Source organism: Mannheimia massilioguelmaensis (assembly GCF_000940515.1).
In the GTDB taxonomy this organism is placed as follows: Bacteria; Pseudomonadota; Gammaproteobacteria; order Enterobacterales; family Pasteurellaceae; genus Basfia; species Basfia bettyae.
Genome location: NZ_CDQL01000008.1, coordinates 176,723 through 203,705 on the forward strand (window position 1 = coordinate 176,723; position 26,983 = coordinate 203,705).

At 35.0% G+C, this 26,983-nt stretch carries 27 protein-coding genes and 1 other RNA gene; 14 read left to right on the top strand and 14 right to left on the bottom strand.

Annotation, left to right across the window (positions count from 1 at the left end; all coding sequences use genetic code 11):
* Positions 1-7: 7 nt before the first annotated feature.
* From BN1226_RS09180 to BN1226_RS09195, 4 genes are all read right to left on the bottom strand, one after another.
* Complete coding sequence (locus BN1226_RS09180) at positions 8-772, bottom strand: ABC transporter ATP-binding protein (protein WP_044470944.1); 765 nt, start codon at positions 770-772, stop codon at positions 8-10.
* 164 nt (positions 773-936) lie between these two features.
* Entirely contained in the window at positions 937-2,595 is a 1,659-nt protein-coding gene (locus tag BN1226_RS09185; protein ID WP_044470945.1) for an amino acid ABC transporter ATP-binding/permease protein, read from the bottom strand.
* Positions 2,588-4,336: an ABC transporter ATP-binding protein/permease gene (locus BN1226_RS09190; protein ID WP_044470946.1), complete on the bottom strand. Its 1,749-nt coding sequence runs from the start codon at positions 4,334-4,336 to the stop codon at positions 2,588-2,590. Before BN1226_RS09190 ends, BN1226_RS09185 begins: the two co-directional genes overlap by 8 nt.
* Positions 4,337-4,342: 6 nt before the next feature.
* On the bottom strand, positions 4,343-4,705 hold the full coding sequence (locus tag BN1226_RS09195) for a YbaN family protein (protein WP_005761637.1): 363 nt from the start codon (positions 4,703-4,705) through the stop codon (positions 4,343-4,345).
* Positions 4,706-4,839: 134 nt separating this feature from the next.
* On the opposite strand from BN1226_RS09195, the gene prlC reads away from it, so the two are divergent.
* Positions 4,840-6,912 (top strand): oligopeptidase A, encoded by a 2,073-nt coding sequence (prlC, locus tag BN1226_RS09200; RefSeq protein WP_044470947.1) that lies wholly within the window; start codon positions 4,840-4,842, stop codon positions 6,910-6,912.
* Between the two features lie 96 nt (positions 6,913-7,008).
* On the opposite strand, the gene BN1226_RS09205 is transcribed toward prlC, so the two are convergent.
* The 3 genes from BN1226_RS09205 to BN1226_RS09215 all read right to left on the bottom strand — a co-directional run bounded on the left by BN1226_RS09205 (position 7,009) and on the right by BN1226_RS09215 (position 10,485).
* A complete protein-coding gene (locus BN1226_RS09205) occupies positions 7,009-7,881 on the bottom strand; it encodes a DUF808 domain-containing protein (protein ID WP_044470948.1) in 873 nt (290 codons plus the stop codon).
* 64 nt (positions 7,882-7,945) lie between these two features.
* Positions 7,946-9,706 (bottom strand): 30S ribosomal protein S12 methylthiotransferase accessory factor YcaO, encoded by a 1,761-nt coding sequence (ycaO, locus tag BN1226_RS09210; RefSeq protein WP_044470949.1) that lies wholly within the window; start codon positions 9,704-9,706, stop codon positions 7,946-7,948.
* Between the two features lie 65 nt (positions 9,707-9,771).
* On the bottom strand, positions 9,772-10,485 hold the full coding sequence (locus tag BN1226_RS09215) for a class I SAM-dependent methyltransferase (RefSeq protein WP_044470950.1): 714 nt from the start codon (positions 10,483-10,485) through the stop codon (positions 9,772-9,774).
* Between the two features lie 40 nt (positions 10,486-10,525).
* On the opposite strand from BN1226_RS09215, the gene gloB reads away from it, so the two are divergent.
* Both gloB and BN1226_RS09225 read left to right on the top strand, forming a co-directional pair.
* Entirely contained in the window at positions 10,526-11,236 is a 711-nt protein-coding gene (gloB, locus tag BN1226_RS09220; RefSeq protein ID WP_044470951.1) for a hydroxyacylglutathione hydrolase, read from the top strand.
* A gap of 104 nt (positions 11,237-11,340) precedes the next feature.
* Positions 11,341-11,871, top strand: a complete 531-nt coding sequence (locus BN1226_RS09225) for an inorganic diphosphatase (protein WP_005761673.1) — start codon at positions 11,341-11,343, stop codon at positions 11,869-11,871.
* 65 nt (positions 11,872-11,936) lie between these two features.
* On the opposite strand, the gene dolP is transcribed toward BN1226_RS09225, so the two are convergent.
* From dolP to BN1226_RS09245, 4 genes are all read right to left on the bottom strand, one after another.
* Positions 11,937-12,518 carry a division/outer membrane stress-associated lipid-binding lipoprotein gene (dolP, locus tag BN1226_RS09230; protein WP_005761645.1) on the bottom strand — a complete coding sequence of 194 codons (582 nt, stop codon included), beginning with the start codon at positions 12,516-12,518 and terminating at the stop codon, positions 11,937-11,939.
* A 61-nt stretch (positions 12,519-12,579) separates the two neighbouring features.
* Positions 12,580-13,167 carry a D-sedoheptulose-7-phosphate isomerase gene (locus tag BN1226_RS09235; protein WP_044470952.1) on the bottom strand — a complete coding sequence of 196 codons (588 nt, stop codon included), beginning with the start codon at positions 13,165-13,167 and terminating at the stop codon, positions 12,580-12,582.
* Between the two features lies 1 nt (position 13,168).
* Positions 13,169-13,528, bottom strand: a complete 360-nt coding sequence (locus tag BN1226_RS09240) for a YraN family protein (RefSeq protein WP_044470953.1) — start codon at positions 13,526-13,528, stop codon at positions 13,169-13,171.
* Between the two features lie 10 nt (positions 13,529-13,538).
* Positions 13,539-15,263 (bottom strand): penicillin-binding protein activator, encoded by a 1,725-nt coding sequence (locus BN1226_RS09245; RefSeq protein WP_044470954.1) that lies wholly within the window; start codon positions 15,261-15,263, stop codon positions 13,539-13,541.
* 76 nt (positions 15,264-15,339) lie between these two features.
* On the opposite strand from BN1226_RS09245, the gene rsmI reads away from it, so the two are divergent.
* Together rsmI and BN1226_RS09255 are read left to right on the top strand one after the other, a co-directional pair.
* The gene (gene rsmI, locus BN1226_RS09250) at positions 15,340-16,188 is read left to right on the top strand and encodes a 16S rRNA (cytidine(1402)-2'-O)-methyltransferase (protein ID WP_044470955.1); all 849 of its coding nucleotides are present in this window, start codon (positions 15,340-15,342) and stop codon (positions 16,186-16,188) included.
* A gap of 30 nt (positions 16,189-16,218) precedes the next feature.
* On the top strand, positions 16,219-16,671 hold the full coding sequence (locus tag BN1226_RS09255; RefSeq protein ID WP_044470956.1) for a hypothetical protein: 453 nt from the start codon (positions 16,219-16,221) through the stop codon (positions 16,669-16,671).
* Positions 16,672-16,750: 79 nt separating this feature from the next.
* Here the strand turns inward: BN1226_RS09255 and BN1226_RS09260 are convergent, their stop codons facing one another.
* A complete protein-coding gene (locus tag BN1226_RS09260; RefSeq protein ID WP_044470957.1) occupies positions 16,751-17,296 on the bottom strand; it encodes a KdsC family phosphatase in 546 nt (181 codons plus the stop codon).
* A 13-nt stretch (positions 17,297-17,309) separates the two neighbouring features.
* Complete coding sequence (locus BN1226_RS09265) at positions 17,310-18,245, bottom strand: KpsF/GutQ family sugar isomerase (protein WP_040596586.1); 936 nt, start codon at positions 18,243-18,245, stop codon at positions 17,310-17,312.
* A gap of 97 nt (positions 18,246-18,342) precedes the next feature.
* Here BN1226_RS09265 and rnpB point away from each other — a divergent pair.
* An RNA gene (rnpB, locus tag BN1226_RS10470) (RNase P RNA component class A) lies at positions 18,343-18,734 on the top strand.
* 56 nt (positions 18,735-18,790) lie between these two features.
* On the opposite strand, the gene matP is transcribed toward rnpB, so the two are convergent.
* On the bottom strand, positions 18,791-19,243 hold the full coding sequence (gene matP, locus BN1226_RS09270; protein WP_044470958.1) for a macrodomain Ter protein MatP: 453 nt from the start codon (positions 19,241-19,243) through the stop codon (positions 18,791-18,793).
* 163 nt (positions 19,244-19,406) lie between these two features.
* Here matP and BN1226_RS09275 point away from each other — a divergent pair, with 163 nt between their 5' ends.
* From BN1226_RS09275 to BN1226_RS09305, 8 genes are all read left to right on the top strand, one after another.
* Positions 19,407-21,179, top strand: coding sequence for an AAA family ATPase (locus BN1226_RS09275; protein ID WP_044470959.1), 1,773 nt, complete (start codon positions 19,407-19,409; stop codon positions 21,177-21,179).
* A gap of 216 nt (positions 21,180-21,395) precedes the next feature.
* Positions 21,396-21,929, top strand: a complete 534-nt coding sequence (gene fabA, locus BN1226_RS09280; protein WP_005761671.1) for a 3-hydroxyacyl-[acyl-carrier-protein] dehydratase FabA — start codon at positions 21,396-21,398, stop codon at positions 21,927-21,929.
* A gap of 273 nt (positions 21,930-22,202) precedes the next feature.
* Positions 22,203-23,285 (top strand): peptide chain release factor 1, encoded by a 1,083-nt coding sequence (prfA, locus tag BN1226_RS09285; protein ID WP_005761646.1) that lies wholly within the window; start codon positions 22,203-22,205, stop codon positions 23,283-23,285.
* Between the two features lie 48 nt (positions 23,286-23,333).
* Positions 23,334-23,465, top strand: a complete 132-nt coding sequence (locus BN1226_RS10920; protein WP_275425076.1) for a hypothetical protein — start codon at positions 23,334-23,336, stop codon at positions 23,463-23,465.
* Entirely contained in the window at positions 23,465-24,367 is a 903-nt protein-coding gene (gene prmC, locus BN1226_RS09290) for a peptide chain release factor N(5)-glutamine methyltransferase (protein ID WP_044470960.1), read from the top strand. The genes BN1226_RS10920 and prmC overlap by 1 nt, the downstream gene beginning before the upstream one ends.
* Positions 24,368-25,162 (top strand): SirB1 family protein, encoded by a 795-nt coding sequence (locus BN1226_RS09295; protein WP_044470961.1) that lies wholly within the window; start codon positions 24,368-24,370, stop codon positions 25,160-25,162.
* Positions 25,163-25,174: 12 nt separating this feature from the next.
* Positions 25,175-26,029 (top strand): 3-deoxy-8-phosphooctulonate synthase, encoded by an 855-nt coding sequence (gene kdsA, locus BN1226_RS09300; protein WP_044470962.1) that lies wholly within the window; start codon positions 25,175-25,177, stop codon positions 26,027-26,029.
* A 119-nt stretch (positions 26,030-26,148) separates the two neighbouring features.
* Positions 26,149-26,976: a ChaN family lipoprotein gene (locus BN1226_RS09305; RefSeq protein WP_044470963.1), complete on the top strand. Its 828-nt coding sequence runs from the start codon at positions 26,149-26,151 to the stop codon at positions 26,974-26,976.
* The last annotated feature ends 7 nt before the right edge of the window (positions 26,977-26,983 follow it).

Here is a 26,983-nt window from a genome sequence, read left to right on the forward strand (position 1 = left end):
AAATTTATCAATAAAAACTAACAGGGCGATCAATATAAGGATGTGAAATCACATTAAGATCAATACCATAGATCTCTTTTAATTTATCACGACTGACAATTTCATGAGCATTACCTTGAGCAAGTAATCTACCACTATGTAAGGCAATTAAATGATCACAAAAACGTGAGGCAAGATTAATATCATGGATAACAATAATAATTCCAAGATTAAGTTGGTGAGCCAATTTTTGAATTAATTGCATGACTTCTACTTGATGGGCAATATCTAGTGCTGCTAAAGGTTCATCCAGTAACAAGAATTGGCTTTGTTGTGCCAACAGCATAGCTAGCCAAATGCGCGAGCGTTCTCCACCTGATAGGACATCAACTAATTGATGTTCAAATTTTTCTGTTTGCGTTAATACTAATGCATGATCAATAGCTGCATTATCTTCTTTCTTATTACTTCCAAATAGACCATTCCAAGCATAGCGACCCATAGTAATAAGCTCTCTGGCGGTTAAGTTGGTGGCTTGGGGAAGGTGTTGGGGAAGATAAGCAACACGTTTAGCAAATTCACGACTCGACCAATGATTAATATCTTTATTTTCAAAAAGTATAGAGCCTGATGAACAAGAATTTTGTTTAGCAATCAATTTAATTAATGTGGATTTTCCTGAACCATTATGACCAATCAATCCATAGACTTTGCCTAGTTCAAAATTTAAAGTGATAGGCTCTAATAATGTCCTATTGGAGATTGAAAAGGAGACTTGATTTAATTGAAACAAAATTTATTCTCATTATTAGGAAAAGACGGTGAATTTTAACTGAAAAGATTAAGCTGTTCAATGTGTATTGAGTGTTATTTAAACAAATTATGAATAAGTGCGGTATTAAAAATAAAAATTTTTAGGAAAAGAAAAGGTGAGTTATTCACTCACCTTGATTGGGTTTAAGATAATCGACCATTTTCGATAGTAATGACGTGATCACAAATTGCCATAGTAGATTTACGATGACTCACTAATAAAATCAGTTTTTCAGATTTTACTTTGAGTAAAGATTGTAAAATCATCGCTTCATTCAAACTATCCAAATTACTGGTTGGTTCATCCAATAAAATGATTGGAGCATCACACAGGAAGGCTCGAGCAATACCAATGCGTTGTTTTTCACCGTCGGATAAATTATTGCCCATTTCTGTCATTTTGCTTTCATAGCCTTCGGGCAAACTCATAATAAAGTCATGAATACTGGCTTTTTTAGCTGCTTCAATGACTTGTTCTTTTGTCGCTTGACGTTTTGCCATCAGGATATTTTCATAGATTGATTCATTAAAAATATAAGTTTGTTGGGTAATATAAGCAATATTATCACGCAAACTTGTAGTATTTATTGATGGAAGTGCGGTCTGATTAATGGAAATTTTTCCCTGTTGAGGATCAAAGAAACGCATAATTAATTTTAATAAGGTACTTTTACCACTGCCACTACGACCATGAATTCCTACAATTTGAGCTTTATTCACACTAAGGTTGATATTTTGCAGAATTTGTTCATTATCATAAGCAAAGTTTAGATCTTCCACTCGAATTTGTTGAATATCTACTAAGTCTACACCTGTAGTAACATCTTGAATATTAGGCTGTTCTGCTAATAAGCCTAAAACACGTTCACCACTAGCGAGAGTTTGCAGCATATTATTAGAAAGATTACTTAAAGCGATTACAGGGCCATAGCTTGACATTAATAAAATAACAGCAATGAGTAAACCAGCAAAATTAATTTGTTGATAATAGAATAGAATTAAGCCTGTAAATAAAATTAAAATATTAAATGCTGAAACCGCAATTTCTGTGTAAGCACGTACTTTTCCTTCTTGGTTTTTAATTAGTAAGAAGGCTTTATCAATAGCTTGGCTACGTTGATTAATTTCTTTTAAGCGTGCATCTTCATTTCCAAATAATTGAATTTCTTTCATACCTCGAATGCTATCAAGGAAATAGTCATTCATTTCGCCCACTAATTCCCGATAACGGCGACCATCTTCACGCGCCATTTGAGTGGTAATAATGGGTAAGATCACGCCAATAGTAAGATAAGCGAGCAGTGCTATTAATACAAACCAACCTGAAATATGACCAAATACACATAGTAAAATTGCTGAAGTCAGAAAAGCAATCACAATAGGGGCGATGGTATGAGCATAGAATACTTCTAATAATTCAATATCATTGGTCACTAATGAAAGTAATTGACCTGCTTGTTTATCTTGTAATTTAACAAAAGCTAATTTACGTAAAGCACTAAAGACTTTATCTCGTAATAATGCGAGAAGTTTGAAAGCAATATAGTGACCTGAAGCCTGTTCGAGATAACGTAAGATACCTCGTGCTACGGCGAGAACAATAAGTGCGGTCAGAATTCCAGAAATTCCTAAATGCGTATTAAAGCCAAGGAGATTTGATAATCCCATTGCTCCCAGCACCATAATGAAAATTGCAGCAAGGAAGCCAAGGGTTCCCATAATAATGGTAAAGGACATTACATGAGCTAATGGTGTGACTAATTTAAGTAAATGCCACATTACAACAAATCCATTTTTACGCATGTTTTGCCTCCTTTCTGACATTTTCTAAATCTTGTTGTTGTGTGAACATTTCTGTGTAGAGTCCATTATTATGTATTAATTCTGTATGTGTCCCTTGTTCCGCTAATTGCCCAGCCTGTAGCACATAAATATGATCTGCATGTACAGCATTGGCAAGTCGGTGAGAAATCATCACTATCGTTTTTTGTTGTTTTAAACGCTGAATAAATTGCAGAATAATTTCTTCACTTTCTATATCAATATTACTAGTAGCTTCGTCAAAAATATAAAGATCTGCATCATGTAATAAAGCACGAGCAAGTGCTAGACGTTGAATTTGTCCACCAGATAAATTTGTACCACGGCTTAATAATGGCATATCTAATCGGCCATTTTCATGCACAAAATTAGCCAGATTGACTTGTTCAAGCGCATGATAGATTTGTTCATCAGTCGCTTGTAAATTAGCCATCAACATATTTTCACGTAAGCTACCTTTGAACACATAGCTACTATGGCTTACTAAGCAAATATGTTGATAGAGCGAAGTGCGGTCAATTTTGGCAGAATTTTGTTGGTTAAATAAAATTTCACCTTGTTGAGGTTTGTAGAATCCCATCAGTAGCGAAACTAAGGTGGATTTTCCGCAGCCACTTTTGCCCACAAATACCGTTAATTGTTTTGGTTCTATCGTCAGAGTTAGTCCATTAATGGCAGTTTTTTCAGCGTTATAAGCAAAGTGTAAATCATTAATTTGCACTTTAACTTGCTCTTGTTTTTCGAATGTTTCCGCATCAGTATTTTCTTCTACAGCGGTATCTAATAAAGCAAAAATCTTATCTGAAGCAGCTTTACCATTCATTGCTACATGGAAAAATGAGCCTAATAAGCGTAATGGAATAAAAAATTCGGATGAAAGTAAGATGAAAAGAATCACACCAAAGATGCTAATATCACCTTCTTGATATTCTAATAAAGCCATGATAATTCCAATCGCGGCACCACCATAAGCTAATAAGTCCATCAGTGATACAGAATTTAACTGCATAGTTAAGACTTTCATGGTGATTTTACGGAAATGTTCTGCTTCAACATTCATTTGTCGTGCTTTATATTCATCATCTTGATAGGTTTTTAAAGTAATTAACCCCTGTAAGTTATCAAGAAAACTACTACCTAATCCTACATAAATTCCCCAATATTTGGCTAATAATTTTTTGGCAATTTTATTAACAGCGATAATTGACATGGGAATAAGAGGTACACAGACTAATAATACCAAGGCTGTTGGAGCATTAAAAAAGACCAAAAAGATAAATAATGTAAGTGGCGCAAGTAGACTATAAAATAACTGCGGTAAATAACGGCCGAAATAAATTTCAATTTGTTCTACGCCTTCCGAAGCAATTTGAATAACTGATGAAGTAGATTGTTGGTTTACCTGATTTAAAGGCATTGAAGAGAGCTTTTGATAAATTAATGTACGTAGATGGTGTTTCACTTGTGTACTTGCAAAATAAGACGCATTCACGGATTTTTTACTTGCAAAAGAACGTAAGTACAATGCTCCAACTAAAATAATAAAAAAAACAACCGCACTTACCAGCGAAAGTTCTTGTGTAAATGCTTGTTGTAATACATAAGCAAATACTACGGCACTGATGATACCTCCCACTAACGTGAGCCAATTCCATAGCACGGTAATTTTAATCCATTTTTTACTGTCCGGCACAGTATTAATTAGGCGTTTGTCAATCATCATGACAGATTATTCCTCAATGGTTTTAATATAAAAGAAAAAGACGAAATATTTGATCATTAAGATACTTGCAATAATCGTACGACCTACGACAGAAGGCGTGAAATAGAAGCCAATAGCGAGCATAATAGTCACAATGAAGAGAATCCAAAATTTTGATTTTTTCGTTAACGCTCGTTGTTCATTCAAACTTTTTAAATGTTTATTATAAATTTCGGTTTGTAAAAACCATTGATGTAAGCGATCAGAACTTCTTGCAAAGAAAAATAAGGCTAAAAGTAAGAAAGGTGTCCCAGGCATTAATGGCAGAATAATCCCTGCGATGCCAAGTCCAAGGAAAATAAAACCTAATAGTGCAAAAATTAATTTCATGCATAATCCTTAGCGTAAGAAAAATAATTCTCAATTATCCATGATTTCTTAGCATTTTCAAACTTGATTTTATAAAATAAACCCCAATTTAATTTAAACGCCTAAATTTTAGGAATTTATTATAAGGAGACTTTATGTCAAACCCATTATTAGAAAATTCAGTGTTACCTCAATTCTCAAAAATTAAGCCAGAACATATTCAACCTGCTATTGAACAATTAATTCAAGAATGTCGTGATACGACTGAAAAGGTTTTAAAACAGTCACACTTCACTTGGGAAAACTTTTGTCAGCCATTATCTGAAGTCAATGATCGCCTAGGTAAAGCATGGTCACCCGTAAGTCATTTAAATGCAGTAAAAAATAGTAATGAATTGCGAGAGGCTTATCAAACTTGTTTGCCATTATTATCAGAATATGGCACTTGGGTCGGGCAACATAAAGGCTTATATGAAGCTTATTTACAATTAAAAAACAGCCCTGAATTTGTTAACTATTCGGTTGCTCAAAAGAAAGCGGTGGAAAACAGCCTACGTGATTTCCAATTATCGGGTATTTCATTACCTGAAGAACAACAAAAACGCTATGGAGAAATTGTTAGTCGCTTATCTGAATTAAGTTCGCAATTTAGTAATAACGTGTTGGATGCAACGATGGGCTGGGAAAAAATTGTAACAGATGAAAACCAATTAAAAGGCTTACCTGAGAGTGCATTACAAGCAGCAAAATTATCAGCGGAAAGCAAAGGGCTAGAAGGTTATCGTTTTACTTTGGAATATCCAAGTTACATTCCTGTATTAACTTATTGTGAAAACCGTGAATTACGTGAAGAAATGTATCGTGCATTTGTTACTCGAGCCTCAGAACAAGGCCCTAATGCAGGGAAATGGGATAACACATCTATTATCGAAGAAATCCTAAAACTGCGGTATGAATTAGCAAAATTATTAGGATTTGAAACTTATGCAGATCTTTCCTTAGCAACTAAAATGGCAGAAAGTCCAGAACAAGTGTTGGATTTTCTCAATAATCTTGCCAAAGGTGCTAAAGAACAAGGCAAAAATGAATTATGTGAATTAAAAAACTTTGCTTACGACAACTATGGTGTAACCTATTTTGAACCTTGGGATATTTCATTTTATAGTGAAAAGCAAAAACAATCATTATTTGCCATTAATGATGAGGAATTACGTCCTTATTTCCCTGAGCAACGAGTGATTTCTGGGTTATTTGAAGTTGTTAAACGAGTATTTAATATTCGTGCAGTAGAACGTCAAGGGATAGATACGTGGCATCCAGATGTACGTTTCTTTGATTTGGTTGATGAAAAAGATCAAGTAAGAGGCCGTTTCTATCTCGATCTTTATGCCCGTGAACATAAACGTGGTGGGGCTTGGATGGATGACTGTATTGGTCGTAAATTAAAAGCCGATGGTCAAATTCAAATACCTGTGGCGTATTTAACTTGTAATTTCAATAAACCAATAGGGGATAAACCAGCGTTGTTTACCCATGATGAAGTAACTACCTTATTCCATGAATTTGGACATGGCATTCATCATATGCTGACTCAAATTGATGTGGGTGATGTATCTGGTATTAATGGTGTGCCATGGGATGCGGTAGAATTACCAAGTCAATTTATGGAAAACTGGTGTTGGGAAGAAGAAGCACTCGCTTTTATTTCAGGGCATTATCAAACCCATGAACCTTTACCAAAAGAAAAATTGAATCAATTAATTAAAGCAAAAAATTTCCAATCTGCTATGTTTATGTTACGTCAGCTTGAATTTGGACTGTTTGATTTCCGTTTGCATTATGAATATGATCCGACAAAAGGAGCTCGTGTATTAGACATATCAAAACAAGTAAAAGAGCAAGTTTCTGTGATTAAATCTGTAGAATGGCAACGTACAGCCAATAGCTTTAGTCATATTTTTGGTGGTGGCTATGCGGCAGGGTATTACAGCTATTTATGGGCAGAAGTACTTTCTTCAGATGCCTTTTCTCGTTTTGAAGAAGAAGGTATTTTTAACCCAGTGACAGGTAAATCTTATTTAGATGAAATTTTGACTCGAGGTGGTTTAGAAGAGCCTATGGTTTTATTTGAACGCTTCCGTGGACGTAAACCAAGCTTAGATGCATTGTTACGTCATAAAGGCATTTTAGCCAATGCAAAACACGTAGAATGCATTCCTAAATCTTAATTTTATTTTTCTATTATAAAAAGTGCGGTGGATTTATAAAAAATTCTTCCGTACTACGAAAAAAGCAGATCTTTGATCTGCTTTTTATTTAAATCATTAATTGCTAGTTTGCTGAGAAAATAGTTTCATCATAGGAAGCACAATGGCACATAGGATTCCTCCGATGATAACACCGATTAACCCTTCTACTAACCATGCGGCATGATGATAAAGCGAAAAATTTTCTACAATATGGTGAATTGCGGGCAGATAATGGACAAAAATTCCTCCCCCCACTAAAAACATAGCGATAGTACCAATTACTGATAAGGATTTCATAATCCATGGCATAATAAAGAGTAAAAAACGTCCGATTTGACGTGGTAATGAGCTTCGTTTTTGCATCATCCAAAAGCCAATATCATCCAGTTTTACAATTAAGCCCACTAATCCATAAACGAAAAATGTGATACCCAAACCAACGGCACAGAGGCTTAAAACTTTAGTCAGCGTATCTGCATCTTGTACACTACCTAATGCAATAATGATAATCTCAGCAGAAAGAATGAAGTCAGTACGTATCGCGCCTTTAATTTTATCGCTTTCCTTTGAGCTTTCAGCAGGTTCAGCTGAATGGTTTTCTTTTTTATGTAAGAATGTATGCAAAAGTTTTTCTACACCTTCAAAACATAAATAAGCACCACCAATCATTAATAACACATTGATTGCCGCCGGAAAGTAGATCGAAAGCAGTAAAGCTAAGGGAATCAAGATTGCCTTATTAATTAATGAACCCCGAGCAACTGACCACACAATGGGTAATTCTCGTTCTGCAAGAATATCTTTACCGCTGACTTGGTTTGCGTTTAGAGCAAGATCATCGCTAATCACACCAACGGTTTTTTTAGCTGCAGCTTTGGTCATTAAGGAAACGTCATCAAGTACGCTTGCGATATCATCAAGTAGAGTAAATAGAGAGCTAAACGCCATAAATATTATCCTAAATATGTACATTGAAATGTACGTTTAATGGTTAGAATCAAAGGGCTCGGTATTATTTCCAATTGCTACGTTTTGCTTTTTGCAATTTTTCATATGCTTTTAATAGATTTTGATGTGCTTGGAATTTTTCTAAGTTTTCATCATCTGCTAATAAATCATAGAATGGATTACCGCCTTGAATAGCTTTCCATGCAAAATCAACCGCACTTTGACCGTACATTTTTTCAAATATCATGCGATATTGTGAGGGTTCACGATTTTCATCAAGGAATAATTCAATGCTATTAATTAAGCAACGATAATAGTTAGCACGTTCTGGAGTAAACACTGAACTGTTCATGTTGTAAGCCCAGTTTGCCCAGTCTAAGGCTAATTCTAAATCACCTAACGCCAGGTAAAGCATTGATTTTAATTCACCGATACGTAAAGTTACCCAACCTGATTTTGGCGGCGGTACTAATCCAATAAACTCTCGTACACGTGTTGCATCATCGATAGCTTGGTCATCAAGCTCTGCTAAAAGTTCTTGGTAGGTTTCAGCATCATGATGAAAGTGCGGTAAATCTAATAAAATTTCACGCCATTCCATGCCCATGTTGTTGTTAGCATAGATAAGATCATCGCTAGGATAAATATCCGACATGCCAGGCACGATACTACGACAAGCATATACATCTAAATGATTGTAATCCATGATATAGACTTCTTTGCCTTCTGAATTGAAGATTGACATCAGATTGTCATATTCTTCATGTGAACTGCCTGAAAAATCCCAATGTACAAACTCATAATCTGCATCTTGCTTAAATAGATCCCAAGAAATCAAACCACTTGAATCAATAAAATGAGTTTCAAGGTTGGCTAAGTCTGACACATCATCATTGTTAAATGAAGGTGGAGAGAACACGTCTAAATCTTTTAAGCTGCGACCTTGTAATAATTCCGTTACCGTACGTTCAAATGCCACTTGGAAATTAGGGTGAGCACCAAATGAGGCAAAACAAGTGCCATTATTAGGGTTTAATAAAATGACACAAATAACAGGATATTTACCGCCTAATGAAGCATCATAGGCAAGAATAGGAAAACCTTCTTGTTCTAATTTTTTGATTGATGCCTCAATAGTTGGATATTGTGCAATGACCTCTTGGGGAATTAGCGGTAAGCTAATGGCTTCTTTTAGAATACGGTTTTTAACATAGCGTTCAAATACTTCTGATAATCCTTGAACACGAGCTTCATATTTAGTATTGCCTGCCGACATTCCATTTGATGCGTAAAGATTGGCAATGATACTTTGCGGAATATATACGGTTTGTTGATCAGATTGACGTACATAAGGCATGGCTACAATTCCTCGATCATAATTACCTGATTGTAAATCAACTAATAATTCAGGCGTTAGCTCTTGGTTTGGATCAAAATAGTTTAATAAGAAGTCGTCTAAAATACCTTCTGGTAAAACATCGGGATCTTCGATTGGAAACCATTTTTCTGATGGATAATGAACAAATTCGCTGTTTGCAATTTCTTGACCTAAATAATAGTCAGAGAAGAAATAATTGGTAGAAAGACGTTCAAAATATTCGCCAAGAGCAGAAGCTAATGCTGCTTTTTTACTCGCTCCTTTGCCATTAGTAAAACATTGAGGACATTCTGTATCACGAATATGCACAGACCAAACATTTGGTACTGGGTTTAACCAAGATGCTTCTTCAATTTTAAAACCTAATGTTAATAGCTTTTGTTGAAATTTTGAGATACTGTCTTCAAGGGCAGCATCTTTACCAGGAATAAAGGTTTGTTCTGTCATATGTCTCTCAACTAATTAAAAAATGTTCGAGCATAATAGAGAAGAAAGCTGAAAGGAGCAAGTATTTATTGGTTAATCTCTTTAAAGGCGGCTTCTGGCGTGAACATTCCCGTTTGTTTGAAATGAATTTTTGCAGGTTGTAATGTCAGAGGACAAGTTCTTTTTTGTGCGACGATCACAATAAGTGGTGCAAACCATGTCGCCTTCCGATGAGATGAAATAGATAATTTTTCACAGCCCAAAATCTCAAAATTAAGTAATTCTAACCAGTCAATAACACGACAAGTGAGATATCGACGCAATTTGAATTTATACGGTGAACTATAAGCAAAGATAGGCTTATATAATGGATTGATAGGATTGAATAGAGAAATAAATAACAACCCACTGTCAGTGATTACACGATTAATTTCACGTAATACTTGGTGAGGATCTTCAGTAAAATTTAGCGTATTGATTAAAAAGCAAGCATCAATTGATTTTTCAATAAGTGGTAGTTCGGTAATTTTGCTTTGCACCATAGATATATCGGATTGATCACAAAGTGCGGTCAGATTGTTAGAAATTTTGGGGCTAATGATCAATTGGTGACGCATGGGCAGATCAAGGAGAATTTCCCCACTTAACCCACCTATCTTGAGTACTTGATAACCTAAAATATTTGGAAGCCAATTCGCAAAATATTGGCTAAGTGCGTTACAATAATCTTGACCATTTGGAAGTTGTTGCCAGCTAGTAGGCAAATCCATTGGTTTTGAATGTTTAGCATGCCACATCATTTGATTAATCTGATTACCTCTTAAAAGAATAGGAATGTTTATGTTAACTCCAATACCAGCACTTAATGATAACTATATTTGGCTTTATGGGCGAGAAAATTTACCTGTAATTGTTATTGATGTCGCAGAAACAAAAAAATTATTACCCTATTTGCAACAGCATCATTTGCAATTAGAAGCAATTTTATTAACCCATTATCATGATGATCATACGGCGGGTGTGGCTGAACTTAAGGCTCATTATCCTCATTTAGAGGTTTATGGACCCTCTGAAACAGCCGATAAAGGCGCAACTCAGATTATTAATAAGGGACAGATTAAAACTGAACACTATCAAATAGAAGTCATTCCTACGGCGGGACATACAGCGCATCACGTAAGCTATTTAGTTGATGGGCATTTATTTTGTGGTGATACAATTTTTTCAGCAGGTTGTGGAAGAGTATTCACAGGAGATTATGCAAAAATGTTTGAGGCTTTACAGCGTTTAAAACTACTGCCAGATGAAACTATTGTTTGCCCTGCACATGAATATACTTGGGCTAATTTGCTATTTGCTGAAGCAGTGGCGAACGATTTGGAACTAAAAACTGCGGTCAAAAATCAGAAAATTTTAGTAGAGCAATTACGTGCTGAAAATAAGCCTAGTTTACCAACCACAATGAAATTAGAAAAAACGATTAATTTATTTTTGAAGGCTAAAACTTTAGAGGAATTTACGGAATTACGTAAGGCAAAAGATAATTTTTAAATTAAATGGAAATTAACCGCACTTTTTATGCTTTGCACGTTAATTTTCCCATAAAAACTGATATAATCACAAAGTTTTCAACTAATATTTAAAAAGGAAATATAATGGCAGATTTTAACCAAATCTTAACTCCAGGCGATGTTGACGCAGGTATCATCAATGTAGTAAATGAAATTCCAGAAGGTAGTTGCCACAAAATCGAATGGAATCGTAAAGTTGCAGCATTCCAATTAGATCGCGTTGAGCCAGCAATTTTTGCAAAACCAACTAACTATGGCTTCATTCCACAAACTTTAGATGAAGATGGTGATGAATTAGACGTATTATTAATCACTCGTCAACCATTAGCAACAGGTGTGTTCCTTGAAGCAAAAGTAATTGGCGTCATGAAATTTGTTGATGATGGTGAAGTTGATGATAAAATTGTTTGTGTTCCAGCAGATGATCGTGATACAGGTAACGCTTACAACACATTAGCTGACTTACCAGCACAATTAATCAAACAAATTGAATTTCACTTCAATAATTACAAAGCACTGAAAAAACCAGGTTCTACTAAAGTGACTCACTGGGGCGATGTAGAAGAAGCAAAAGAAGTAATTCGTGAATCAATTAAGCGTTGGAATGAGCGTTAATTTTTACTATTGAGCATAAGATTATTAAAAGGCAGATCAATATGATCTGCCTTTTATGTAATGTTTTAATTTAAGTATTTAAATACTTTCACAACTTTTTCAACACCACTAATATTACGAGCAACTTCTGCAGCCGCATTTCCTTGATCTTGAGTCACATTACCCATTAAGAATACTTCATTATTTTCAGTAATCACTTTAATATCGGTGGTTTTAACTGAAGAGTTGACGAGCATATCTGATTTAATTTTTGTGGTAATCCAACTATCTTTGGCTTTCTGTTCTACAGTAATCGGTTTACCCACTCGCATTTCATTATAAACTTCACCAACACCTTCAACCCCTTTGGCTAAGCTTGTTGCGATGTCTTTTAAACTTTCGTTAGGAACTTGACCAATAAGTAAGACTCGTCCACTGTATGATGAAACGGCAACACGACCTTCATCTTTAATTTGTTCATCTTTAATTACTGCATCATATACTTGAATTTTTAAGGTTTCATCATCTACTTGTGTACCTGTTGTACGAGGGTCGGTTCCTACTTTTGTCGCAGCTGCACCACCACCGATAAGTGCCGCAACACAACCTTGTAGCAATAGAGCAGAACCTAAAATTAATACGAGTTTTTTTAATTGACGAATATGCATATGTATAAATCTCCTAGAACCGAAAATACAATAAGTAGTGTGGTGTGCCTGGTTTTTTTTGTCAACTATTTTGTGTGAACAATTTATAGTCAATTAATTCACATATTGCATTGATGATAAATAAATGACTCTCTAAAATTCGACTTTCTTTCACAGCTGGAGCTTGTAGTTCAAGATCATTTTCAGTAAGTAGACCTTGTAGATGATCATTGTTTGTGCCAGAAAAAGCAATAATTGAAACATCTTTGTTAACCGCACAATTTAATATATTGATAATAGAAGCATCACCAGCGGTAGGAGACATGACGACAAGTATATCGCCTTGTTGTGCAATAGCATTAAACTGACGTTGATAGAGAGTATTTACATGATTATCTGCAACAATTGCAGAGCCTACAGCTCCATCTATATTAAGTAACACAGATGGAAAACTTGGACGTTCTAAATCATATCTATTTAATAGATTAGCGACTAGAAATTGAGCATTAGCATAAGCACGTCCATGCCCACAGACAATGATTTTATTACCTCGTAATAAACAATTCACTAATTTATTGGCTGCATTAACGATATGTTCGGGTAATAAGCGCGAAGCTGAAATTTGTGTTTGGATATTTTCAGTATAAAGATCTTTAATTTTTTCTAACATATTATTCAATAAAATTTTTTAGCCATTGAATATCAGTTGCTGTTGAACCAAAAGCGACTAAATCAAAGCGACAATTCGTATCTTCTAAACTTTTATTTTGGCGAGCCAGCCATAGACTTGCGGCATCAACCCATTTTTGCTGTTTGTAGTAATCAACACTTTCAATGGCAGAACCATAAATATCATTTTTTCTCTGGCGAACTTCAACAAATACGATTGTTTCATCCTCCAACATAACAAGATCGAGTTCTCCACATTTGAAATTTTGGTTAGCCGCAATAAATTTTAGGCCCTGAGATTCTAAAAAAAGACGAGCTTGTTGCTCAAAGCTCGCCCCTTTTTGGCGTTTTAAGGAAAACATTAATCAAGTATCAATTTAAAGGAACGATATTACCACCTTGGTAAGAATACCAAGTTAAATCACGTTCAATATTACAATTCGGACCAGCACTTAATTTACCTGTTAACCCACTTACTGAGAATCCAGGCACTTGTCGTAATTCATTAAATGAATTGATTAATAGCCAAGAGTCAGCTCCCATAGCATATAAACGCATTAATGAATAATCGCCGCCTGTTGCAGCTTCAATTTTTTTATATTGAGGGCTATCAAGTTCTTTAAAGAATGGAATATCACTAAAGATAACATTTTCCATAGCTAAACGAAATTCTGAAGCATTATTAGATGAGTTACTGCGAGAATTTGTATAAATTTTTGCTTTTGAACTAGCATTATCAAGTGCAGATTTAATAGTCATTAAATTTTCACTGTTTGTTACTACAATATAAATAGCTTCATTCTTGGCAGGATCCGCTGTTAAGCTATAGGAAGCATCGTCAGCTTGGTTATAGTAACGAATATCTGCATCCGTTGAAGCTAGTTGTTGCCAGCGAATATTAAATGCAGAAGCTGTTCTTTGACCTAGGTCGCTTTGGGGGACTACGACAATCGGTTTGCGAATACCATCATTCCACATTCTTGTTGCTGCTGCTTCGGCTTCATCTTCAGGAGCTAAACCGTAATAACACATTTTATCTACTGCTCGTGAGTTAGCTGTTGAATTTAATGCTAAAACACTCATACCTTGAATTGATGAAGGATTATTTAAAATCATATCCAAGTTATCTTTGAGTAGTGGACCGACGATAACATTGCTACCATTTTGTTTCGCTTGAGCAACAGCATCAACGACAGGTTTAGCCATGGTATCAATAACCTCAACTTGTAATGAGGAGTCTGAACCACGGGCACTATCAAAACCTGATTTAATGGTAGTTCCTAAGATAGAAGCATTACCACTTAATGGTAGTAACAACGCCATTTTATTTACTTTTGTTTGAGTAAAATTAGAAAGGCTTTTTAATTCAGTAGGGAATAAATATGCTGCACTATGATTCGGATAAGTTGTTTTCCATGTTTGTAATGCTTGAGCTAATTGAGTAGGTTGACTTAAATTATTATTATAGGCTTTAGCTAAATCTAACCATCCTGCTAAAGCAACATTACCTTCAGCTGGAGTTGAGTTAATTAGTGTTTTATTAGCACTGCGTAATAAAGCCCAAGTTTTATCAATATTCTCTTGTTTACGTTGAACATCAGTTAACGCAGCATCCATTTGGATACGAGCTTTTACAGCTTCAATAATTTCTACTTTATTCTCAGCGATACGTGCTTTAACTTCATAATAACGAGCCTTTTGAGATTGGCTTAATAGTGAAATTTGAATTGGCGACAATTGGGCTGTGGCTTTATCATTATCACGTTTTACTGCTGAAATTAGAGCATCAAGAATAGATTTATCTAATTGTTGTTCTGGGGTAAGCTCAGCTAATTCAGATAATAGAGCTTCTGCTTGTGCGAGTTTGTTTTCTGTCACCAGAACACGTGCGGCAAGAAGTTTATAAGTTTGTTTATCTGAAACATCTTGAGTTTGTTCTATTTTATTCATATAAAAATCAGAACTAGCATTCGCATCATTTTTTAAAACATCTTGAAAGTTACTGCCAAATAAATTTGTACATCCAGCAAGTAATACTGGAAATAAAAATGGCATTAAACGTTTTTTAAATTTGGTGCGTTGTAATAGAATAGTCATAGTTACTCCGTTTCTAAAAGAATACGAGCGATCTTACTTCTCTCAAACATTAAAATCAAATAAAAGAATAAACAAAATGAATAATTTATCTGGAATTTTATACATTGTTGCCACGCCAATTGGTAATTTACAAGATATTACTCAACGAGCCTTAGAGATTTTTGCTCAAGTAGATTTAATTGCTGCTGAAGATACTCGTCATAGTGGGTTATTATTGAGCCATTATGGCATAAAAAAGCCATTTTATGCTTTACATGATCACAATGAACAACAAAAAGCTGACGCATTAGTTGAAAAATTGAAACAAGGTATGAATATTGCTTTAATTTCTGATGCAGGAACGCCTTTAATTAGTGATCCAGGATTTCATGTGGTGCGTAATGCTCGTCAAGCTGGAATTAAAGTGGTTCCTTTACCAGGAGCCTGTGCCGCGATTACTGCACTTTGTGCTTCAGGAATTGCTTCAGATCGTTTTTGTTTTGAAGGTTTTTTACCTGCTAAAACTAAAGCTCGTAAAGATAAACTACAGAGTATTGCAGAAGAAGAAAGGACTTTGATTTTTTATGAAAGTACTCACCGCATCTTAGAGACCTTAGCAGATATTGAAAAGGTGCTAGGGAAAGAGCGTTATATTGTGCTTGCTAGAGAAATTACTAAAACTTGGGAAACAATTACAGGGGGCAATGTCACTAATCTACGTCAATGGTTATCTGAAGATGCTAACAGAACGAAAGGTGAGATGGTGTTGATTATTGAAGGTAAAGCTAAAATAGAAGAGCAAAATAACATTGAGCCTTTAGCTATTAAAGCGTTAGAACTGATCTCTAAAGAATTACCGCTTAAAAGAGCAGCTGCTATTGTTTCTGAACTATATGGTTATAAAAAAAATACGTTATACCAATATGGGTTAGATAATTTTAATTAAACAGAACAAATAGAATTGGAACTTTATATTATGAACAAACTTAAACTTATTTTATTAACATCGGCATTAGTGGGATTATTTTCTTGTACTGGTTCTCAAAATAATCAATCAGGAAAAGTTGGATATTTGAAAGATAATATTAGCCAGGCAGAGTTAAACAATATAACTAATTATAAAAGATATAATTATGTTTGTAAGAATTTTGAAACAGCTTCAACATCTTCTTTAATCACTTATTTCCCACTATCAAGGGAAAGTCGTATGAAAGATAATTTTGGTTTTTATTTCCAATTGGATGGAGGCAAAGTAGAGCCTTTCGATCATCTTGAAAATATTACCTTGAATCCAGAAGGAAATCGATTTGAAGTCCGTTATCGCTCTTATCATCAAATCCAAGGTGGTTATGTAAATTTAAGTGCGGGTGAACGTAGCTCAATTTATTATAAAAATACAATTCCTTGGTTAGAATGTAATGAAATTTAGTTTTTATTAGAAATTATCATAGATAAAATGCCAGCTCTTTATATAAGATATCTGGCATTTTTTTATTAAGAGGGAGGTGTTATTGGCTCATTTTATCTGAAACTATTTTTAAAAAGCCTTGAGCAGAATTAAAAACTTCTGATTTTCCTTGTGCAGCTAGGATCATATCAGAAACTTCACGAAATGCCCCTTTCCCGCCGTTATGTGTTAATACTATATCCGCACAATCTTTGATATAGTTTTCTGCATCGCCAACAGCAAATGATAGACCACAAATTGCAAAAGCAGGTAGGTCAACGGTATCATCACCAATATAAGCCGTTTCTTCGGCGGTTACACCGGCTTGTTTAATTAATTCATAGCAGGCTGTTTCTTTTTCGAGTTTACCTAAAATGGCTAGTTTAATACCAAGATCTGAAATCCGTTTACGTAAAATAGGAGAATCTCTACCAGATAAAACAGCTACATTAATACCATTTTCCATCAGCATTTTTATCCCTAGACCATCTCGGACATGAAAACTTTTAATGGCTTCACCATTTGCATCATAGTGCATTAAACCATCGGTTAATACACCATCAACATCCGTAATAACAAATTTGATCTTTTTAAAGTTTTCTTTCATATGTATTGTTTAATTAACTTGAGAATTCTACTATACCAACGACTTTATTATCGTCGTTTAATACGACTAATGAATGAATACGATTTTGTTTCATAAAGTCTTCTGCTTGACCAATAAATGTATTTTCATTGATAGTTTTTGGATTCAGAGTCATTAACTGTTGAGCTGATTTATTTAACGTTTCTGTACCATTGGCGGTTAATGCTCGACGAATATCACCATCAGTAATAATACCTTTTAAGGTTTCATTTTCCATCACTAATGCAACCCCCATACGACCTTCATTCATCACAGTCAAACATTCTGTAAATGATGTGTTAGGCGCAATAATAGGGAGCTTAGTTTGCATTTGATCTTTTACTCTCGTTAGTAATCGACGACCAAGGCTACCACCCGGATGGAATTTAGCAAAATCAGTTGCTTGGAAGTGACGAGCATTGATTAAGGCAACTGCTAATGCATCACCTAAAGCTAAGGTTACCAGTGTAGATGTGGTTGGGGCAAGGTTATTTGGGCAAGCTTCACGTTTTACTGAAATATCTAATAGGTAATCAGCATGTTTGGCTAAAGTAGAATTGCGGTTACCTGTTAATGCAATGATTTTATTACCAAAGTTTTTAAGGCTTGGGATTAATTTATTGACATCATCGCTTTCTCCACTATAAGAGATAAGCATCACAATATCAATGGGCTTTAGCATCCCGAGATCACCATGAAAGGCTTCTGTGGGATGAAGGAAAAAGCTGGGAGTACCAGTGGAAGCAAAGGTTGCTACCATTTTACGACCAATTAACCCTGACTTACCGATACCACCAATAACAAGACGACCTTCACAATTTAAAATAAGGTCAACAACATCATTGAATGATTTATCAAGTCTAAGTCTAAGCTCAGATAATGCCTTTTCTTCTGTTTCCAGCGTATTTCTAGCATCTTGTAAATAATCCATCATATCTTTTCCTTTTCGGTTTAACTTTGCTGGCAATTGTAGCCTAACTTCATATTTATCTCTATATTATTTATGTAAATTAAGGTATAATTACTGGTGAGTTAGTTAGACAATCGCTGGTTTATTGAAGCCCTTAAGACCGCAAGGTATGCCTAAAAAGGTGATAAGTGGGACAAGTGAACGAGAGGAAAGTCCGAGCTACATAGGGCAGAGTGCCAGATAACGTCTGGGAGACGTGAGTCTACGACTAGTGCAACAGAGAGCAGACCGCCAGCTTAGGTTGGTAAGGGTGAAAGGGTGTGGTAAGAGCACACCGCGTGAGTGGTAACATTTCACGGCATGGTAAACTCCACTCGTAGCAAGACCAAATAGGAACTCAATGGGTGTGCCCGCTCAGAGTTCGGGTAGGTTGCTTGAACGTGCATGCGAATGTACGTCTAGAGGAATGATTGTCCACGACAGAACTCGGCTTATCGACTAACTCAACATATTAAAAAGTCGCCTTATTGAGTAAAATATGGCGACTTTTATCTTATTAGAATGGCTTATTTATGCCCTAATAAATCTTTTAAGCCAGCTTTCATTGCTGACATTTGAGATTCATAAGAGGCTTTACTTTCTCTTTCGTCAATCATATATGTGATGGTTTCGGATAATGTCATTTTCATTTTTTTGGAATATTTAGATAAACGCAACCATACCGCATATTCTAAATCAATAGATTTTTTCTTAGTGGATTGTTTTTCCGCATTGAAGAAACGTTTACGTCTTGCTCGAATCGCTTGATCTAGTTTAATTATAAGCGATTGAGCCATATGATTTGCGATCCATTCTTCAATTTTCTCTGGATGATTTCGGCTATTAACGAGATCTAATGCTTTGCTTTCTTGTAAGCTTCGCTCTTCGTAACGTGTAATATTTTCCCCTTCACGATTTTTCTTGGTCAAATATAACCATTTCCAATGGGTTTCTTGATTTTCGAGTTTTTGATATTTCATTGGATTTTCTCATTTATAAGTGACGATGTAACTGAAATATAATATACGAGTTTTAAAGTGATTTTTCTAGCGAAATTTCTGTAAAAAATAAAGTTGATGAAGATAAATTTTTGCCATTATGTAATAATGGCGATCCGTTAATAACGAAAGCAAGAGAGAACCAGTGAATTTATCTTTATCATCTGAACAAATTTTAAACTGGAAAGATTTAATCCCTACATTAGATCTCACCGATTTAACTACTCAACCTGTATCATTTTTTGATTTGCAATGTCGTGCCAAAACTGCGATTCAACAATTTTTACAAAATTCATACTGCAGTTTATTAGTTTTGAAGGCAGATGATCAGTCAGAGTATGCTCCGCTACTGACACAATATATAGAAAGTATATTGCCAGCAAGAGAACAGGTGATAGGTGCTAATTATATTATTGAACAAGCAGATAGCTTTTCTTTTGCACGGATCTCTGTGGAGCCAGCTCAGTCTATTAATGATAATTTTGCGGCGACACAAGCAGTAGCCTCAGCACTTTATTTTGATGAAAATAAATTATTCGGTTCTCTGCAAGTTCATGCTATTTCAAAAGATATTCAGTTGAATAAAGGGCTTATCCATCAAGTAAATGGCGGTGTGTTGATTTTATCAGTAGGAGGGTTATTAGCTCAATTTGAGTTGTGGCCACGCTTAAAACAAATTCTTACTAGCCATCGTTTTGATTGGTATTCAACCCATCCATTTAAACCTTTGCCTTGTGATATTCCAAGTTATCCACTTGATCTGAAAGTGATATTACTTGGTTCTCGTGATGAGTTAGCGGCATTTTCAGAATTAGATGAAGAGCTTTTTTCATTATCTGATTATTCTGAGTTAGAAAGTTATTTTTCACTGGAAGAGAAAAGCCAACAGATTCAATGGGCTCAATATGTTAATTCTATGGCTAAACAAGCTGGTTTCCCATTATTGAGTGAACAAGGGCTTAATCGCTTATACCAGCTTTTAGTGCGGGACAGTGAAGATCGAACATTAATTAATATTTCTCCTCTAAAACTCAAAACATTATTAGCTCAAGCCACTTTATTTCGACAATCAGAGACATTAAGTGCGGTGGAATTTGAAGAAATTTTCCAGCAAAAACAAATGCAGCAAAGTTTCTTACGTGAGAGAACTTACGATGATATTTGGCATGAGCAAGTATATATTCCAACAGATGGCGAAGCTGTTGGGCAAATTAATGGGCTTTCTGTCATAGAATATCAAGGCACCCCGACATCATTTGGTGAGCCTTCTCGTATTAGTTGTATTGTGCAATATGGTGATGGTGAAATTATTGATGTGGATCGTAAAAGTGAATTAGCTGGCAATATTCATGGCAAAGGTATGATGATTGTTGAAAGCTGTTTAGCTAATATTTTAGAACTTCCATCGCAATTACCATTTTCAGCTTCCTTAGTATTTGAGCAATCTTATTCGGAAATTGATGGTGATAGTGCATCACTTGCAGCATTTTGTGCATTAACTAGTGCATTATCTAATTTACCACTTCCTCAGTCTATTGCGGTTACAGGGACTATTGACCAACTTGGTTTGGTGCATGCAGTAGGTGGTGTTAATGATAAAATTGAAGGCTTCTTTGCTATCTGTGAGAAGCGGGGGTTAACGGGAGAACAAGGCGTTATTATTCCTACCGCAGTGATACATCAATTAAGCCTTTCACAAGAGGTTGTGACGGCTGTTAAAAATAAACAATTTTTTATTTGGGTAGTAGAAGATGTTTATCAAGCTTGTGAAATTTTATTTAATCGAGATTTAATAGAAGAAGATAAAAATTATACCCAACAAAATCTACCTATATCACGCTTAATTGCTCAACGTATTGAACAGCGAGCAGAGCATCATAGCCGAGGATTATTAAGTTTTTTACTCGGTCGAAAATAACTAATTTATTGATCACAAAGGCAAATGAGCATTATGCTTGTTTGCCTTTTTTAGTATTAAAAAGTTCATTTTAAACATTCAAAAATCAACTGGTTTAACCAGGTATAGCGAACACTTGTTAGCTATTTTAAAGTTTCTTTACTATTGATATAATTTCCCAAAATATAAGCTTAATATGGCTTATTTAAATTAATCGGTAATCAAAGGAAGTTTTGAATGACTAACACATGTACTCCAATTAAAAAACATTCATATAGCTATGAGGATTTATTAGCTTCAGGCCGTGGTGAATTATTTGGTCCGAAAGGTCCTCAGCTCCCTGCACCAAGTATGTTAATGATGAATCGTATTGTTGAAGTAAAGGAAACGGGTGGTAATTTTGATAAAGGTTATATAGAAGCGGAATTGGATATTAAACCTGATTTATTCTTCTTCGATTGTCACTTTATTAATGATCCTGTGATGCCTGGTTGCTTAGGTTTAGATGCAATGTGGCAGTTAGTTGGCTTTTATTTAGGCTGGCTTGGTGGTGAGGGTAAAGGTCGTGCACTTGGTGTAGGTGAAGTGAAATTTACAGGACAAATTTTACCAACAGCCAGTAAAGTGATTTATCGTATTCACTTTAAACGAATCATCAATCGTAAATTAGTAATGGGATTAGCAGATGGTGAAGTCGAAGTGGATGGACGAGTTATTTACACTGCTACTGATTTAAAAGTTGGATTATTCCAAGATACCTCAGCCTTTTAATTTAAGCGCTTATTTATTATCTATCATTAAAATTTACGCCTATTAGAGTTATCTAATAGGCAATTTTTATGTTCTAAATTCACTATTTTTTAATAATAGGAAGTTGGAACATAGTAATAAAATTTTTCCAAATTCTACCGCACTTTTCAGCGCTAATACTTCATTAATCTAATTTTATCAATTGATGCTAAAAACATCTAAACTTCACCCAAATTGTAATTTTTTATGCTAAAATATAACAATTTTTTATTGCTTATTTTTTAAGGTTAATCAATGAAACCCAGCATTATTACAAAATTAGATAGTTTAAATGAACGCTATGAAGAATTAGAGGCATTATTAGGTGATCCTGCAACGATTAGTGATCAAGATAAATTCCGTGCATACTCAAAAGAATACTCTCAATTAGAAGAAGTGGTGAAAACTTTTGCACGTTGGAAACAATTAAATTCAAATATTGAAGAGGCTGAATTACTGCTTGATGATCCTGAAATGAAAGAAATGGCTCAAATGGAAATTGAAGAGTCAAAAACTGAATTAGAAGAAGTGGATCAACATTTACAAATCTTATTATTACCTCGTGATCCGAATGATGAATACAATGCTTATTTAGAAATCCGTGCAGGCACAGGCGGTGATGAGGCTGGTATTTTTGCAGGTGATTTATTTCGTATGTACAGCCGTTATGCAGAAATGAAAGGATGGCGTGTTGAAGTATTAAGCGAAAATGAAAGTGAACAAGGTGGCTATAAAGAAATTATTGCCTTAGTCACGGGTGATACAGTTTATGGACAACTTAAATTTGAATCTGGTGGTCATCGAGTACAACGTGTACCTAAAACCGAATCACAAGGTCGTATTCATACTTCAGCCTGTACTGTTGCGGTGATGCCTGAATTACCAGAAAGCGAAATGCCCGAAATTAATCCAGCAGATTTACGTATTGATACTTATCGTGCATCAGGTGCAGGTGGTCAGCATATCAATAAAACTGACTCAGCGGTACGTATTACCCATATTCCGACAGGCATGGTAGTAGAATGTCAGGATGAGCGTTCACAGCATAAGAATAAAGCGAAAGCAATGGCTGTATTAGCTTCCCGTTTAGTACAAGCAGAGCAAGATAAATTAGCAGCAGAGCAAGCAACTACACGCCGTAATTTATTAGGTTCAGGTGATCGTTCAGATAAAATTCGTACCTATAATTATCCGCAAGGTCGAGTGACGGATCATCGTATTAATTTAACCGTTTATCGCTTAGACGAAGTGATGAATGGGAAAATTGATGAATTAATTCAACCTATTATTACTGAATATCAAGCAGATCAATTGGCAGCATTGTCTGAACAAAATTAATATAAAGAGATGGACGCCTGATGGCGTCCTAATTTTTAAGGAAATAGAATGTTAGTTGAAAATCCTAATAAAAATAATCAGAATCTTCTGAGTCAAAATACTCAACTTGCTGTTGTCAATAAAAAAAGCTGTTCATTAATTGATATTGTTATGAAGACGATTGTGGTGAAAATAAACTAATGAATTATGAACAATGGTTAAGCTTCGCACAGAAACAATTAAAACAGTATAATCTTACCGAAAATGTAAAGCTTGATGCTTTAGTGTTATTGCAGTTTGTGACAAAACGCTCAAAAGCTAGCATTATGGCATTTGGTGAAACCATATTATCTGATGAAATTTTAGAAAAACTGACCGCACTTTTAGAGCGTCGTCTGAAAGGTGAACCTATCGCTTATATTCTTGGTGAAAAAGAATTTTGGTCTATGCCATTATGGGTTTCAGAGGATACTTTAATCCCTCGCCCTGATACCGAAATCTTAGTGGAAAAAGCTTTTGAATTAGCTATGTTAAAAATTCAAAAGTGCGGTAAAAGTTTAAAAAATTTTCGTGTGCTAGATCTAGGAACGGGGACAGGAGCTATTGCTTTAGCATTAGCAAAGGAATTAACTCCTATTGTTGAACAATATCAATTAGCCTTAGAGGTTATTGGTACAGATATTATGGCGAATGCTGTGGCATTAGCACAACGGAATGCACAACGTAATCATATTGCTCATGTCAATTTTTTACAAAGTAATTGGTTTCAACAACTTGAAAATCAGCAATTTGACATCATAGTAAGTAATCCGCCTTATATTGCTCCTCAAGATAAACATTTACAAAATGGGGATGTGCGTTTTGAACCTCTGACAGCTTTGGTTGCGGAGCAAGAAGGCTATGCAGATTTACGTCATATTATTGAAAATGCACCACTTTATTTAAAACCACAAGGGTGGTTAATGCTGGAGCATGGTTGGCAACAGGGTGAAAAAGTGCGGTCAATTTTTACAGAATTGTCACAAAACTCTTGGGAATCAATTGCAACGATAAAAGATTATGGCGACAATGAAAGAATAACAATTGCTTGTTGGAATAAATAAATGAAGTATTATCAAAAAGCTTTATATGATGAAATGACCTCTTTTTATCTAATTACTTCTGATGATGACGGGGAAGAATTAGGTCGAATTCGTTCACTAATGGGGAGCTTAGTACGTAAAGCAAGACGGACTATTTCACCTGAAGGAGATGATAAAGTTCGTATTCATCAGTTGTTACAGCTATTTTATGGCGATTGGGGATTTTATTGCGATCCTGAGCATTATTTCGAATCAGACAATTTATACCTTTTAGATGTATTAGAAACTCGTAAAGGGATGCCTGTTAGTTTAGGAGCAATTTTGCTTTACCTTGCAGACAGTTTAAATTTGCCTTTGTATCCCGTGAATTTTCCTACTCAACTGATTTTGAGAGCTGAAGTCGGTGATGAAGTTGCTTTTATTGATCCTTGGAATGGACATTATGTATCACAAGACTTTTTACAGAAACTATATGAAGGTGCCTTTGGCTTTGGTTATGAATTAAGCGCAGAGGAATTGGCGCCAGCAGAAACAAGAGAGTTACTAAATCGCTTTAGACAGTTAGCTAAAAATGCCCTGATTCGTGAAAATCATAATGATCAAGCTTATAAATTTATCGATGTGTTGTTACGTTACAATCCAGAGGATCCTTATGAAATTCGAGATCGTGGTTTAGTGCTTGCTCAAATGGGGTGTTATCACGCAGCATCAGAGGATTTGCAATATTTTATTGATCAATGCCCACAAGATCCCACAACACTTTTGCTTACTGCACAAATGGCGGAATTAAAGCAAAATTATCATGAAATCCATTAAAGGAATTTAACTATGCAAAATAAAATGATTCGTCTAGGTGATATTGAAATTGCAAATGACAAACCATTCGTGTTATTTGGCGGTATGAATGTACTTGAAAGTCGTGATTTAGCGATGCAAGTTTGTGAAAAATATGTTGAAGTAACAAATAAATTAGGTGTGCCTTATGTTTTTAAAGCCTCCTTTGATAAAGCCAACCGATCTTCAATTCATTCTTATCGAGGACCAGGTATGGAGGAAGGTTTAAAAATCTTCCAAGAATTAAAAACAACGTTTGGTGTAAAAGTCATTACTGATGTACATGAAATTTATCAATGTAAACCTGTCGCCGAAGTGGCTGATATCATTCAATTGCCAGCCTTTTTAGCACGTCAAACGGATTTAGTAGAAGCGATGGCACGTACAGGTGCGGTGATTAATGTGAAAAAACCACAATTCTTAAGCCCTGGTCAAATGGGTAATATCATGGAAAAAATTGCTGAATGTGGTAATGACAAGGTGATTTTATGTGATCGAGGTTCAAACTTTGGTTATGATAATTTAGTCGTGGATATGCTCGGTTTTGGTATTATGAAAAAAGTATCCAAAGGAAGCCCTGTTATTTTTGATGTAACTCATTCGTTGCAATGCCGTGATCCATTTGGTGCAGCTTCTGGTGGTCGTCGTGATCAAGTAACGGAATTAGCACGTTCAGGTTTAGCGGTGGGTCTCGCAGGTTTATTCTTAGAGGCTCATCCCGATCCAAATCATGCAAAATGTGATGGACCTTCAGCATTGCCATTATCGGTATTAGAAGGTTTTGTAAGTCAAATGAAAGCATTAGATGATTTAGTTAAATCTTTTCCTGTATTAGATACCTCCATTTAATAAAACATCATCAATTAAGAAAACGGCAAGTTAGCAATAATTTGCCGTTTTTTATTGCTTTATACTTAATAAAGCATATAATCAGCAATAAAAATTATTATCAATTTTAATTATAAGTTATGTATTCTAATAAATTATTTGTTTTTATTTTTTCTTTTTTCTTGGCAGCTTGTTCAACTCCACTATTAGATTCACAAAAAATTACTCAACTGGGTACAATTATTGATTTGAAAAATAATCAAGAAATTAGTGTGTCTGAGTTAATTTCTCGTTTATCTCACCAAGATTATATTTTGATTGGCGAAGAACATGATCAAAAAGTACATCATCAATTAGAGCAATATATTTTAGAACAAATAGATCATGCTCGTCCGTTAGACTCAGTTGTTTTTGAAATGTTAAATGTTTCACAGCAGCAATCCATTACACAAACACAATCCCAATTAAAAAATGCTAAATCTATTTCAGAATCAGAGATTAAACAGTCCATTCAATGGACTAAATGGGATTGGAATATGTATAAGGATTTAATTATTAATCGATTAAAGTCACCTAACAAAGTCATTGCTGCTAATTTAACGCAATCTGAAGTGAATACCATATTAAATGGTGCAGAACCATTAAAGGGAAATCGCTCTATTTCACAAGAGGTGCAAGATAAAATTGCACAATTAATGCATTCAGTCAGCCATGCTAACCTTTCTGATATTAATAAAATGATCATGGTTCAGCAATTTCGTGATCGCAGAATGGCTGAAAAATTGTTTAAAACTTCTCAAAAACCAACCGCACTTATCGCTGGTAACCATCATGTAAGAAAGGATATTGGCGTTCCTATTCACCTTGCTGATTATGGCATTAACAACAATATTTCAGTGTTAATGATTATGAGTCAACAAGAGAATATTACCTCTACTGAAGCCGATTATATTTGGCTGATCAAGTAATTTTTTG